Origin of the sequence: Pseudomonas sp. (genome assembly GCF_049653025.1) — a bacterium.
Classification (GTDB): domain Bacteria; phylum Pseudomonadota; class Gammaproteobacteria; order Pseudomonadales; family Pseudomonadaceae; genus Aquipseudomonas.
In genome coordinates this window covers 23368-35766 of record NZ_JBASFM010000019.1, presented here as the reverse complement: position 1 = coordinate 35766, position 12399 = coordinate 23368, and the positions used below count along the sequence as shown (strand labels likewise).

General features: G+C 60.9%; 13 protein-coding genes and 3 tRNA genes. 12 read left to right on the top strand and 4 right to left on the bottom strand.

The genetic code is table 11. From position 1 onward, the window contains the following. Positions 1-93: 93 nt before the first annotated feature. Both prfA and hemA read right to left on the bottom strand, forming a co-directional pair. Positions 94-1176, bottom strand: a complete 1083-nt coding sequence (gene prfA, locus WBK23_RS16060) for a peptide chain release factor 1 (RefSeq protein ID WP_341437027.1) — start codon at positions 1174-1176, stop codon at positions 94-96. A gap of 9 nt (positions 1177-1185) precedes the next feature. After that, positions 1186-2481, bottom strand: coding sequence for a glutamyl-tRNA reductase (hemA, locus tag WBK23_RS16055; protein ID WP_424484932.1), 1296 nt, complete (start codon positions 2479-2481; stop codon positions 1186-1188). Positions 2482-2665: 184 nt separating this feature from the next. On the opposite strand from hemA, the gene WBK23_RS16050 reads away from it, so the two are divergent. The 12 genes from WBK23_RS16050 (at position 2666) to WBK23_RS15995 (ending at position 10701) form a co-directional block, all read left to right on the top strand. Then, positions 2666-4396, top strand: coding sequence for a tetratricopeptide repeat protein (locus tag WBK23_RS16050; RefSeq protein WP_424484931.1), 1731 nt, complete (start codon positions 2666-2668; stop codon positions 4394-4396). Then, a complete protein-coding gene (gene lolB / locus WBK23_RS16045; protein ID WP_424484930.1) occupies positions 4396-5013 on the top strand; it encodes a lipoprotein insertase outer membrane protein LolB in 618 nt (205 codons plus the stop codon). The genes WBK23_RS16050 and lolB overlap by 1 nt, the downstream gene beginning before the upstream one ends. Next, positions 5010-5885 carry a 4-(cytidine 5'-diphospho)-2-C-methyl-D-erythritol kinase gene (ispE, locus tag WBK23_RS16040; protein ID WP_424484929.1) on the top strand — a complete coding sequence of 292 codons (876 nt, stop codon included), beginning with the start codon at positions 5010-5012 and terminating at the stop codon, positions 5883-5885. Before lolB ends, ispE begins: the two co-directional genes overlap by 4 nt. Positions 5886-5928: 43 nt before the next feature. Continuing rightward, positions 5929-6003, top strand: a tRNA-Gln gene (locus WBK23_RS16035). A gap of 52 nt (positions 6004-6055) precedes the next feature. After that, positions 6056-6130 (top strand) — tRNA-Gln (locus WBK23_RS16030). A 46-nt stretch (positions 6131-6176) separates the two neighbouring features. Next, complete coding sequence (locus WBK23_RS16025) at positions 6177-7118, top strand: ribose-phosphate pyrophosphokinase (RefSeq protein ID WP_090251437.1); 942 nt, start codon at positions 6177-6179, stop codon at positions 7116-7118. A gap of 114 nt (positions 7119-7232) precedes the next feature. Next, on the top strand, positions 7233-7835 hold the full coding sequence (locus tag WBK23_RS16020; protein WP_424484928.1) for a 50S ribosomal protein L25/general stress protein Ctc: 603 nt from the start codon (positions 7233-7235) through the stop codon (positions 7833-7835). A 69-nt stretch (positions 7836-7904) separates the two neighbouring features. Then, on the top strand, positions 7905-8495 hold the full coding sequence (pth, locus tag WBK23_RS16015; protein WP_424484927.1) for an aminoacyl-tRNA hydrolase: 591 nt from the start codon (positions 7905-7907) through the stop codon (positions 8493-8495). A 32-nt stretch (positions 8496-8527) separates the two neighbouring features. Next, entirely contained in the window at positions 8528-9628 is a 1101-nt protein-coding gene (ychF, locus tag WBK23_RS16010) for a redox-regulated ATPase YchF (protein WP_424484926.1), read from the top strand. A gap of 77 nt (positions 9629-9705) precedes the next feature. Next, positions 9706-9782: transfer RNA gene (locus WBK23_RS16005), tRNA-Met, on the top strand. Positions 9783-9939: 157 nt separating this feature from the next. Then, positions 9940-10473: a DUF3087 family protein gene (locus WBK23_RS16000; RefSeq protein WP_424484925.1), complete on the top strand. Its 534-nt coding sequence runs from the start codon at positions 9940-9942 to the stop codon at positions 10471-10473. A gap of 24 nt (positions 10474-10497) precedes the next feature. Beyond that, the gene (locus WBK23_RS15995; RefSeq protein WP_424484924.1) at positions 10498-10701 is read left to right on the top strand and encodes a hypothetical protein; all 204 of its coding nucleotides are present in this window, start codon (positions 10498-10500) and stop codon (positions 10699-10701) included. An 18-nt stretch (positions 10702-10719) separates the two neighbouring features. Here WBK23_RS15995 and WBK23_RS15990 read toward each other — a convergent pair whose 3' ends face one another. Both WBK23_RS15990 and can read right to left on the bottom strand, forming a co-directional pair. Beyond that, positions 10720-11628, bottom strand: a complete 909-nt coding sequence (locus tag WBK23_RS15990; RefSeq protein WP_424484923.1) for a DMT family transporter — start codon at positions 11626-11628, stop codon at positions 10720-10722. Between the two features lie 3 nt (positions 11629-11631). Further along, positions 11632-12276 (bottom strand): carbonate dehydratase, encoded by a 645-nt coding sequence (gene can, locus WBK23_RS15985; protein ID WP_424484922.1) that lies wholly within the window; start codon positions 12274-12276, stop codon positions 11632-11634. Positions 12277-12399: the final 123 nt, after the last annotated feature.

The window sequence follows — 12399 nt, the reverse complement described above, 5'->3', positions numbered from 1 at the left end:
TTTCTCGTAGGGTGGATCGCGCTTTATCGATCCACCGCAGACTTCTGGTGGATGAAAAAAGCGTCATCCACCCTACGTGGCGCACCGCAGGACTCAATCGCCCAGCGCGGCCAACTGATCGGCCTGGTACTCGACCAGCAGCGGTTCGATGATCGCCTCAACGCCGCCTGCAATCACTTCGTTGAGCGAATACAGGGTCAGGTTGATGCGGTGATCGGTGACCCGCCCTTGCGGGAAGTTGTAGGTGCGGATGCGCTCGGAACGGTCGCCAGAGCCCACCAGCAGCTTGCGCGAGTCGGAAATTTCCTTGTGCGCGGCGGCTTCCTGTTGGTCTTTCAATTTCGCCGCCAGCCAGGCCATGGCCTTGGCGCGGTTCTTGTGCTGTGAACGCTCTTCCTGACATTCCACCACGGTACCGGTGGGAATGTGGGTGATGCGGATCGCCGAGTCGGTGGTGTTGACGTGCTGGCCGCCGGCACCGGAGCTGCGGTAGGTGTCCACGCGCAAATCGGCCGGGTTGATGTCGATGGCCATCTGCTCATCCGGCTCAGGCAGCACGGCGACGGTGCAGGCCGAGGTGTGGATGCGGCCCTGGGATTCGGTCTCCGGCACGCGCTGCACGCGGTGCGCGCCTGACTCGAACTTGAGCTTGCCGTAGACATTATCGCCCTCGACCCGGGCAATCACTTCTTTATAACCGCCGTGCTCGCCTTCGCTGGCCGACAACACTTCAACGCGCCAGCCCTGCTTCTCGGCATAACGCGAATACATACGGAACAGGTCGCCGGAGAAGATCGCCGCCTCGTCGCCACCGGTACCGGCGCGCACTTCGAGGAACACGTTGCGGCCGTCATTCGGGTCCTTGGGCAGCAGCATGCGCTGCAGCCTGGCTTCCAGCTCGATCAGCTGTTCCTTGGCCTCGGCGACTTCTTCTTCGGCCATCTCGCGCATATCCGGGTCGCTGTCTTTCAGCAGCGCCTGCGCGCCTTCAAGGTCGGCCTGGACTTTGCGGAACGCACTGAACGCCTGGTACACCGGCTCGATCTCGGCGTACTCCTTGGAATAGGCGCGGAACTGCGGCTGGTTGCTGATCACTTCGGCATCGCCGAGCAGCGCGGTCAGCTCTTCGAAACGATCCTGCAACAGGTCGAGTTTATTGATCAGTGACGCTTTCATTGCAGACCTTTATTTATTGGCCGAGCCGCTATGGGTCGAAGCCGGCGGCGCGCCCTCGTCGAGGGCAAACAGTTCTTGGGCCACGCCCAGCGCATCGACGCGGCCGTCAGCAGAGAATTTTTTCAGCTGCACGCTGGGCGCATGCAACAGTTTGTTGGTCAGGCCACGGGCCATCTGCGCCAGCACATCCTCGGCCGAACTGCCGTTACTGAGCAGACGCAGGGCCTTGTTTAGCTCCTCGTCGCGCAAGCGCTCGGCCTGCTGTCGATAGGCCTTGAGCACGTCCACCGCCGCCAGCTCACGCAGGCGCTGCATAAACTCCTGCGCGCCGACGCTGACCAGCTCTTCGGCGGCCTGGGCCGCGCCCTGGCGACTCTTGAGGTTTTCCGCGATCACCTCATGCAGGTCATCGACGGTATACAGGTAGACGTCATCCAGCTCACCGACTTGCGGCTCGATATCCCGCGGCACGGCGATATCGACCATAAAGATCGGCTTGTGCTTGCGCTGCTTCAGCGCACGCTCCACCGCGCCCTTGCCGAGAATCGGCAGCTGGCTGGCCGTGGAGCTGATGACGATATCGCTGTTGATCAGCTCGTCGGGAATCTCCGACAGCAGCACCGCGTGCGCGCCGAATTGTTCAGCCAGGCTGCTGGCGCGTTCCAGAGTGCGGTTGGCCACCACGATGCGCTTGATGCCCTGGTCGTGCAGATGGCGGGCGACCAGGCTGATGGTCTCGCCGGCACCGATCAGCAGCGCCTGACTGCGGTGCAGATCGGCGAAGATCTGCTTGGCCAGGCTGACCGCGGCAAAGGCCACGGACACCGGATTCTCGCCAATTGCGGTATCGGTGCGCACCGTCTTGGCGGTGCTGAAGGTGGCCTGAAACAAGCGCCCGAGCAGTGGACCAAGGGTGCCGGCCTCGCGGGCCACGGCAAAGGCCGACTTCATCTGGCCGAGAATCTGCGGCTCGCCGAGGACCATGGAGTCCAGCCCGGATGCCACGCGCATCATGTGCCGCACCGCCTCGTCGTCGGCATGAACATAGGCACAGGCGCGCAGCTCTTCTAGGCTTAGCCGGTGATAATTGGCCAGCCAGGCCAACACCTCATCGGCGCTCAGGCTGTCCTGCTCAAGGTACAACTCGCTGCGATTGCAGGTCGAGAGAATCGCCGCTTCGCGGCTACTGGTGCGTTCGCACAGCTGCTGCAATGCCTCAACCAACTGCTCTGGAGTGAAAGCCACGCGTTCGCGGACGTCCACCGAGGCGGTCTTATGGTTGATACCGAGGGCAATAAAGGCCATGCACGATCGCTGACAGGGAGTGGAAGCCGGCAATTGTCCTACTTCGGCAAAGCGAGAACAACCACTGCGGCCGATTGTCCCAATAGCCAGATTTATCTCTCAATCCGCATCATTGCAGCCCATGGGCTTGCCCCAGCGCTTGTGTCATGATGCCCTGACCGCAGGTTGGCCACATACTCCCCCTATGAATAGATCCTTCGCGTTGCTGACTGCCGCTGCCTTGTTGAGCGGTTGCCAGACATTTGCTCCGACTGCCCCGGATGGCACGCCACCGGTGGAAGACCCTGCCGTTCTCGCGCAAAAGGAACAGCCCAAGGTTTATCGCACCTTCAGCGAGGAAACCCTGCTGTCGCTGCTGATCGCCGAACTGGCCGGGCAACGCAACCGCTTCGACATTGCCCTGGGCAACTACGTGCAACAGGCCAATGCCACCCAGGATGCTGGCGTCGCCGAGCGCGGCTTTCGCATCGCCGAATACCTGGGGGCCGAGCAGCCGGCGCTGGAAACCAGCCTGCTGTGGGCAAAGAACGCGCCGGAGAACATCGATGCCCAGCGCGCCGCCGCCGTGCAACTGGCCCGCGCCGGGCGCTATGACGAATCCATGACCTTTATGGAGAGCGTGCTGCAGCGTCAGGGCGACACCCATTTCGACTTCCTCGCCCTGTCTGCCGCCGAGACCGACCCGGACACCCGCGCCGGCCTGCTGCAAAGCTTCGATCGCCTGCAAGCCAAGTACCCGGACAACAGCCAGCTGCTGTTCGGCAAAGCCCTGCTGCTGCAACAGGATGGTCGCTCGCAAGAAGCGCTTGAGCTGCTGGAGCAACAACCCCGCAAAGACCGCCCTATCGCCTCGATTCTGCTGCACGCGCGCCTGCTGCAAAGCCTTGAGCGCAACGACGACGCCCTGTCCCTGCTGGAAAAGGGCATCGAGCAACACCCCGACGACAAGCGCCTGCGCCTGAGTTACGCGCGCCTGCTGGTGGCAGAAGAGCGCCTGAATGACGCCAAGGGCGAGTTTGCCTCATTGCTGCAGCAATACCCCACTGACGACGACCTGCGCTTCTCCCTGGCCCTGGTCTGCCTGGAAGCCGAAGCCTGGGAAGAGGCAATTGTCTACCTGGAAGAACTGGTCGAGCGCGGCAGCCATGTCGAGGCGGCGCACTACAACCTGGCGCGCGCCTATGAAGAGCTCGGCGACCAACCCAGCGCATTGATCGAATACGCCATGGTCGGCCCCGGCAACGACTACCTACCGGCCCAGGCGCGGCAAACCGAGCTGCTGTTCAAACAGCAACGCGGTGCCGAAGCGGCCAAACGCCTGAGCCAGGCGCGCGAAGTCCAGCCCGACTACGCCATCCAGCTGTACCTGATCGAGGCGGAAGCCTGGTCAACCCAGAATGACGTCGAACACGCCTGGCAACTGATCAAGCAGGCACTGGAGCAGTTCCCAGAAGACCTCAACCTGCTCTACACCCGCGCCATGCTGGCGGAGAAGCGTGGCGACCTGGCCCTACTGGAACAGGATCTGCGTTTTATCCTGGAGCGCGAGCCGGACAACGCCATGGCCCTCAATGCCTTGGGCTACACCCTGGCCGACCGCACCACCCGCTATAGCGAAGCCAAGCAGCTGATCGAGCAGGCCCACCAGCTCAACCCGGAAGACCCGGCGATTCTCGACAGCCTCGGCTGGGTGAATTTCCGCCTGGGCAACCTGGATGAAGCCGAGCGCCTGCTGCGCCGGGCCATGCAGGAATTCCCCGATCATGAAGTCGCCGCCCACTTGGGCGAAGTGCTGTGGGCCCAGGGCAAGCAGAAGGAAGCACGCAAACTCTGGCGCGAAGCCCTGAAACAGCAACCCGACAGTGCCATTCTGCGCAGCACCTTGCTGCGCCTGACCGGAGCAGAGACGCTTTGATGCTTGCGCGCCACCTGATCGTTTTCAGCCTGATTACTCTGCTGGCCGGTTGCGCCGGCCTGACCTCTCGCGAATCACTCGAGGGCAAAGGCGACCCGCAACGCTGGCAGGCTCACAAACAGCAGATCAGCAGCCTCGACGCCTGGCAGATCAACGGCAAGGTCGGTATCCGTGCCCCTAAGGATTCCGGCAGCGGCACCCTGTTCTGGCTGCAACGCCAGGACTACTACGACATCCGTTTGTCTGGCCCACTGGGTCGCGGCGCAGCGCGCCTGACCGGCCGACCGGGGGAAATCCTCCTGGAAGTAGCCAACCAGGGCCGCTACCAAGCCGCCTCGCCGGAACAGCTACTACAAGAGCAGCTAGGCCTGAATCTACCGGTTTCACACCTGCTCTGGTGGATTCGCGGCCTGCCTTCACCGGACAGCAAAAGCCGCCTGAATCTGGATGCCGAAAGCCACCTGGCGCAACTGAGCCAGGACGGCTGGTACGTCGAGTACCTGAGCTACGCCGAGCAGAATGGTTTCTGGCTGCCTGAGCGCATCAAGCTGACCGGCTTCGACCTGCAAGTCACCCTGGTGATCAAGGACTGGCAACCGCGCCAGCTCGGCCAATGACCGCACCAGCAATCCCCGCCGCTGCCGAACTGATTCTGCCGGCACCGGCCAAGCTCAACCTGATGCTGCATATCCTCGGCCGCCGCGCCGATGGTTATCACGAACTGCAAACCCTGTTTCAGTTTCTCGATTTCGCCGACGAACTGGGCTTTGCCCTGCGCCAGGACGGCGAAATACGCCTGCACAGCCCCATCGATGGCGTACCCCACGACAGCAACCTGATCGTGCGCGCCGCCCGTCTGCTGCAACAGCACGCAAACTGCGCGCTAGGTGCCGATATCTGGTTGGATAAACGCCTACCCATGGGCGGCGGCATTGGCGGCGGCAGCTCGGATGCCGCGACCACCCTGCTCGGCCTCGCCCACTTGTGGCAACTCGATTGCGATGAAGACCAGCTGGCCAGCCTTGGTTTGAGCCTGGGCGCCGACGTGCCCGTGTTCGTGCGCGGCCGCGCGGCCTTTGCCGAAGGTGTCGGCGAAAAGCTGCAACCGGTGCAACTGGCAGAACCCTGGTTTCTCGTCGCCATTCCGCAAGTGCTTGTCAGTACAGCGGAAATTTTCTCCGACCCTGAGTTGACACGGGATACGCCGCCCATTAAAGTTCGCAGCCTTCTTGAGGGGGGTGGTCGTAACGACTGCCAGCCGGTGGTCCAGAAGCGTTACCCAGAAGTTCGTAACGCTTTGATCTTGTTGAACAAATTTGTTCCCGCAAGATTAACCGGCACTGGAGCTTGTGTGTTTGGGAGCTTCCCAAACCAGGACGATGCTGATAAAGTCGCCCGCCAACTTCCAGCCACTTTGCCAAGTTTTATCGCCCAAGGCCGTAACATTTCGATGTTGCACCGCAAGCTCGAAACATTGGTCAGGAAGTGAATGCAAGCGCTTAGTTATTAAGCGCACAGAGTTGTACGGTAGTAGGGGCGTCGCCAAGCGGTAAGGCAGCAGGTTTTGATCCTGCCATGCGTTGGTTCGAATCCAGCCGCCCCTGCCATTTCCGTCCTGGAGCGGATACACAACTCAAAGCATTCGGTTACACAGGATACAGGGGCGTCGCCAAGCGGTAAGGCAGCAGGTTTTGATCCTGCCATGCGTTGGTTCGAATCCAGCCGCCCCTGCCATTTTCTGTACCCATCCAGGTATACCCTCAGCCGGCAGGTACTGCGCGTGTCCAAGATGATGGTCTTTACGGGGAACGCTAACCCCGATCTGGCGCGACGTATCGTACGTCAGCTGCATATTCCCCTCGGTGATGCTTCTGTCGGTAAATTCTCCGACGGCGAGATCATGATTGAAATCAACGAAAACGTCCGCGGTAAAGACGTCTTCCTGATTCAACCGACGTGCGCGCCAACCAACGACAACCTGATGGAACTGGTAGTGATGGCCGACGCCTTCCGCCGCTCCTCAGCGACCCGAATTACTGCAGTCATCCCCTACTTCGGCTATGCCCGCCAGGATCGCCGTCCGCGCTCCGCTCGCGTGGCCATTAGCGCCAAAGTCGTGGCTGACATGCTCACCGTAGTAGGTATCGACCGGGTTTTGACCGTCGACCTGCACGCGGATCAGATCCAAGGCTTCTTCGATATCCCGGTAGACAACATCTACGGCTCCCCAGTACTGGTGGACGATATCGAAGACCAGCGCTTTGAAAACCTGATGATCGTCTCCCCAGACATCGGCGGCGTGGTGCGTGCTCGCGCCGTGGCCAAGTCCTTGGGTGTTGACCTGGCGATCATCGACAAGCGCCGCGAGAAAGCCAACCACTCCGAAGTGATGCACATCATCGGTGACGTGGAAGGCCGCACCTGCATCCTGGTCGACGACATGGTCGATACTGCCGGCACCTTGTGCCACGCGGCCAAAGCGCTGAAAGAACACGGCGCGTCCAAAGTCTTCGCCTATGCCACGCACGCTGTACTGTCTGGCCGCGCGATCGAAAACATCGAGAAATCCGTACTCGACGAGCTGGTGGTGACCAACACCATCCCGCTGTCCGCCGCCGCGCAATCCTGTTCGCGTATTCGCCAACTGGATATCGCCCCGGTAGTCGCTGAAGCGGTACGCCGCATCAGCAATGAAGAATCGATCAGCGCGATGTTCCGTTAATTCGGAATACGCCCTGAGCGCAAACGCCCTGCCCTGACGGCAAGGCTTTTCAACCAACCGTCCCGTCGCTGGTCGCAAGCGTAACGGACGGTTTGGTTATTTTGGAGAAGTGAAATGACTGAATTTGCCCTGAATGCCGAAGTGCGTTCCGACCTGGGGAAAGGTGCGAGCCGCCGCCTGCGTCGTAACGTTGCCATGGTTCCTGCCGTAATCTACGGTGGCGAAAAAGCTCCACAATCGATCAGCCTGCTGGCCAAAGAACTGGCCAAACTGCTGGAAAACGACGCAGCTTACAGCCACGTGCTGAGCCTGAACGTCGCCGGCAGCAACGAAAGCGTGATCATCAAAGCCCTGCAGCGTCACCCGGCCAAAGGCTATGTGCTGCATGCTGACTTCGTTCGCGTTGTCGCTGGCCAGAAACTGACCGCTCACGTACCTCTGCACTTCATCAACCAGGAAACCTCGGTTGGCGTGAAGCAGCAAGGTGGCGAAGTTTCCCACGTACTGGCTGAAGTAGAAGTTTCCTGCCTGCCGAAAGACCTGCCGGAATTCATCGAAGTCGACATGGCTGCCGTTGAAGTCGGTCAGATCGTTCACCTGGCCGACCTGAAACTGCCGAAAGGCGTTGAGCTGGTTGCACTGGCTCACGGTAACGACCTGGCAGTGGCTAACATCCACGCCTCCCGCGTTGCTAAAGACGAAGGCGCTGCCGAGTAATCCTCGCAGCGTCGGAAACCAGCCCGGCATGCGATTCTGCCGGGCTATTTCCAGCAAAGGGCTCCTGACATGACTGCCGTACAACTGATCGTTGGCCTGGGTAACCCCGGCCCTGAATACGACCAGACCCGGCATAATGCAGGGGCCCTTTTCGTTGAGCGCCTGGCCGACAGCCAGCGTATCAACCTGAGCCTCGACAAAAAGTATTTTGGCCTGGTTGGCAAATTCAGCCATCAGGGCCGCGATGTTCGCTTGCTGATCCCCACCACCTTTATGAATCGCAGCGGCCAGGCCGTAGCGACATTGGCGAATTTCTTCCGCATTCCCGCAGAAGCCATTCTGGTGGCCCACGACGAACTCGACATGCCCCCCGGCGTCGCCAAACTCAAACAGGGTGGCGGGCACGGCGGACATAACGGACTGCGCGACATCATCGCCCAGCTCGGCAATCAGAATAATTTTTACCGCCTGCGGCTTGGCATCGGCCATCCCGGGCACAGCAGCATGGTCTCCAACTTTGTCCTCGGCCGCGCCCCGCGCAGCGAACAGGAGCTGCTGGATACCAGCATCGACTTCGCCCTCAGCGTACTGCCGGAAATGCTCGCAGGCGACTGGAGCAAGGCGATGCACAAGCTGCACAGCCAGAAAGCCACCTCTTAACTCTTTACCGCCATTCGCGCGAGGGACACATCATGGGATTCAACTGCGGCATCGTCGGCCTACCCAACGTCGGCAAGTCCACCCTGTTCAACGCCCTCACCAAATCCGGTATTGCGGCAGAGAACTTCCCGTTCTGCACCATCGAGCCGAACAGCGGCATCGTGCCGATGCCCGACCCGCGCCTCGCGGCGCTGGCGGCCATCGTCAATCCCAAGCGCATCCTACCGACCACCATGGAATTCGTCGATATCGCCGGCCTGGTTGCTGGCGCATCGAAAGGTGAAGGCCTGGGCAACAAGTTCCTCGCCAATATCCGCGAGACCGACGCCATCGCCCACGTGGTGCGCTGCTTCGAAGACGAAAACGTGATTCACGTGTCCAACAGCGTCGATCCCAAGCGCGATATCGAGATCATCGACCTGGAACTGATCTTCGCCGACCTCGACAGCTGCGAGAAGCAGCTGCAGAAAGTCAGCCGCAACGCCAAGGGCGGTGACAAGGACGCAGTCGTACAGAAAGGTCTGCTGGAGCAGTTGATCGCTCACTTCACCGAAGGCAAGCCCGCGCGCAGCCTGATGAAGAACATGAGCAGCGACGAGAAAGCGGTGATCCGCGGCTTCCACCTGCTCACCACCAAGCCGGTGATGTACATCGCCAACGTCGCCGAAGACGGCTTCGACAACAACCCGCTGCTCGACGTCGTACGCGCCATTGCCGACGAAGAAGGTGCCGTCGTGGTGCCGGTGTGCAACAAGATCGAAGCGGAAATCGCCGAGCTCGATGATGGTGAAGAGAAGGACATGTTCCTCGAAGCCCTGGGCCTCGAAGAGCCCGGCCTCAATCGCGTAATCCGCGCCGGCTACGAAATGCTTCACCTGCAGACCTACTTCACCGCCGGTGTCGAAGAAGTCCGCGCCTGGACCGTCCGCGTCGGTGCCACCGCCCCGCAGGCTGCTGGCGTGATCCACACCGACTTCGAAAAAGGCTTTATCCGCGCCGAAGTCATCGCCTACAACGATTTCATCCAGTACAAGGGCGAAGCCGGCACCAAGGAAGCCGGCAAATGGCGCCTGGAAGGCAAGGACTACATCGTTAAAGACGGCGACGTCATGCATTTCCGCTTTAACGTCTAAGCGCTTGATCGCGCGCAGAAATTTTCACTCAACAGGGTTGACAGCCAACCCCAAGACGCGAATAATGCGCGCCACTCGGCTACGTAGCTCAGCTGGTTAGAGCATAGCATTCATAATGCTGGGGTCCGGGGTTCAAGTCCCTGCGTAGCCACCAAACAAAACAAGGGTTTACCGAAAGCTAAGCCCTTTTTTGTTGCCTGCTGTTTTTACAGCCACTGACCTCGGCCCAGTTAATCGCGCCAGCGTGCCGCCGACGGGTGATAATGCGCCGCAGATTTTTACCCGTTTCGCAGAGGAGTCCCGTGGCCGTGATGTTCGAGATCACGCAGTTGAACCCGCAAGAGTACCGACGGCAAACGCGCCGCAGCAGCGTGATCATTGTGTTGCTCTTTCTGCTGCTGGCCATGCTGCTGTCGACTGGCAGCGTGATGCTGTTCGGCGAGCCGGGGGGCGATAACTTTCGCTGGAACCTCGGCGGCGTTCTTAGCGCGCTGTTGCTGACCATCGCTCTGGTGCGCGGGCAGTTCTGGCGGCGTCCCTGGATGGCGGCGGCCGTCTATGGCTGGCAACTGAAGCGCCGGCTGATGAGCATCACCAACGTCATGCACCACGTCAAAACCGCTATAGCGGCGCAGGATCAGGCGGCGATGAAGCTGCTGCGTTTCTATCACCTGGGCCTCACGCAGATGCACCAGCTGGACGGTAATTCCGGTGAGCTTATCCAGCTAGTCGCGGAGATCAACCAGCACCAGGAAGCCATGCTGGCCCTCGGCATGGACACCGACGTTCAGCAACTGGATCCCGTCTGGTTTGATTCGCTCAAGCCTTACAAGACTGCGCAGTAAGCCCACCAACAGCGGAGAGAACAGGTGAAAAACGCTTTCGAAGAAATCCGCGCTGAACGCGAACGGCCGCTGCAGAGCGGCAATCCGCGGGCGCAATACGCTGGGCTGTGGAAGCAGATCGCCCTGGGCATCGTGATCGGCTATACCGCGCTCGGCGTACTGGGCTTTATTGCCTGGACTGTCGCCACGAAGTTTATGCTGAGCAATCTGCAACTTATCGCGCCGTAACGCCGTCCTGCGCCGCTGCTAGGCAGCCTTGAGCGCCTTGCGGCTAGCTAATAGCAAGCCGGCGAAGATCAGCAACGCGCCCAGCCAGTGATAGCCCTGCAAACCCTCCCCCAGCAACAGCCATCCCAATACCGCAGTAAATACCGGCATCAGGTAGTTGGACAGCGCCGCCTTGGCAGCACCCAGCACACGGATGGCGTGGTTCCAGGCCAGATAAGCGACCAGCGAGGCAAACACCGCCGTGTAACCAATGGCGGCGAGGTTGCGCGGCGTCAGGCTGAAGTGCGCGCCCTGGGCCAGCTCATACAGATAAAACGGCAGAATCAGCGGCACGCCGAGCAGCATCAGCATGCCGAGCAAGGCCAGCGGCGGGATCGGCAGCAGATGTGTCGCCCAGCGCCTGAGCAGCAGCGAATACAGCGCCCAATCCGCCACCGCCAGCAGCATGATCAGATCACCCTTATTAAAGGCCAGGGCGCTGACGCTAGCCCAGCTGCCCTTGCTGATCAGCACCAGCAGCCCCACCGCCGCCAGGCCCATACCCCACCAGGCGCTTCGCTGCGGCCACTCACCGAGCAGCAGGCCAGCGCCGATAAACGTCATCAGCGGCAGGCAGGTATTGACCAGGGTGAGATTGATCGCCGCGGTGCTTTGCGCCGCGCTGTAGAGCAGGCTGTTATAGCCAGCGATGCCGACCCCGGCGAGCACCAGCAGCCGCCAGCCGGCCGTGCGAACCTGCGCGCGATGCCGCCACAGCGGCCTGGCCACGAAAGGCAGCAACAGCACCAAAGCCAGGCTCCAACGCCAGAACGACAGGGCAAACGGCGGTATCTCTCCGGCGAAGGCCCGCGCCACCAGGGCATTGCCAGACCAGCAGAGGGTCGCCAGCAGCAGGCCGATAATCGCGAAACGGGCAGAGTCGCGCATGCCTCAACTCTGGTCGAGTGGCCGCAGGCGGTATTGCGGCGGCAGTTGTTCCATACCGCTGACGGTGACGTTGAGGCTCTTCCAGCGGCCGTCCTTGATCCCGTAGATGCAGCCATGCACCGCCAACGGCTGACCGCGATGCCAGGCGTTCTGGATGATGGTGGTGTGGCTGACGTTGGCCACCTGCTGGATCACGTTGAGTTCGCAGAGCCGATCAACCTGCTCTTCTTCAGTGGGCAATAGCGCCAGGTGCTCGCGGTGCTCGTAGTACAAGTCACGAATGCTGCGCAGCCAGCCGTCGATCAAACCGAGCTGGCCGTCCTGCATCGAGGCGCGCACGCCGCCGCAGCCATAGTGGCCAGTGACCAGGATGTGTTTGACCTTGAGCACATCGACCGCGTACTGGATCACCGACAGGCAGTTGAGGTCGGTGTGCAGCACCACGTTGGCGACATTGCGATGGACGAACAGATCGCCCGGCAGCAGGCCAACAATCTCGTTGGCCGGCACCCGCGCATCGGAGCAGCCGATCCACAAGTATTCCGGCACCTGTTGCTTGGCCAGTTTGGCGAAGAACTCCGGATCTTCCTCTTTAATCGCCTCGGCCCAACGTGCGTTGTTGTCGAAGAGGTGTTGTAGATCGCTCATGGCTAGTGGCCTGTACGGTTAGTTGGGTAGCCCAAGTTCGGATGACTGAGGCGCTCAGACAAGGCGACGCGACGAGTCATAGCGGGCTATGGCGAGGAGCGGCAACGCAGTATCAGCGCCGCA

Bases quoted from the DNA above. Each gene is read 5' to 3' on its own strand.
- prfA (WP_341437027.1), bottom strand. From the start codon at position 1,176: ATGAAAGCGTCACTGATCAATAAACTCGACCTGTTGCAGGATCGTTTC.
- hemA (WP_424484932.1), bottom strand. From the start codon at position 2,481: ATGGCCTTTATTGCCCTCGGTATCAACCATAAGACCGCCTCGGTGGAC.
- WBK23_RS16050 (WP_424484931.1), top strand. From the start codon at position 2,666: ATGAATAGATCCTTCGCGTTGCTGACTGCCGCTGCCTTGTTGAGCGGT.
- lolB (WP_424484930.1), top strand. From the start codon at position 4,396: ATGCTTGCGCGCCACCTGATCGTTTTCAGCCTGATTACTCTGCTGGCC.
- ispE (WP_424484929.1), top strand. From the start codon at position 5,010: ATGACCGCACCAGCAATCCCCGCCGCTGCCGAACTGATTCTGCCGGCA.
- WBK23_RS16020 (WP_424484928.1), top strand. From the start codon at position 7,233: ATGACTGAATTTGCCCTGAATGCCGAAGTGCGTTCCGACCTGGGGAAA.
- pth (WP_424484927.1), top strand. From the start codon at position 7,905: ATGACTGCCGTACAACTGATCGTTGGCCTGGGTAACCCCGGCCCTGAA.
- ychF (WP_424484926.1), top strand. From the start codon at position 8,528: ATGGGATTCAACTGCGGCATCGTCGGCCTACCCAACGTCGGCAAGTCC.
- WBK23_RS16000 (WP_424484925.1), top strand. From the start codon at position 9,940: ATGTTCGAGATCACGCAGTTGAACCCGCAAGAGTACCGACGGCAAACG.
- WBK23_RS15990 (WP_424484923.1), bottom strand. From the start codon at position 11,628: ATGCGCGACTCTGCCCGTTTCGCGATTATCGGCCTGCTGCTGGCGACC.
- can (WP_424484922.1), bottom strand. From the start codon at position 12,276: ATGAGCGATCTACAACACCTCTTCGACAACAACGCACGTTGGGCCGAG.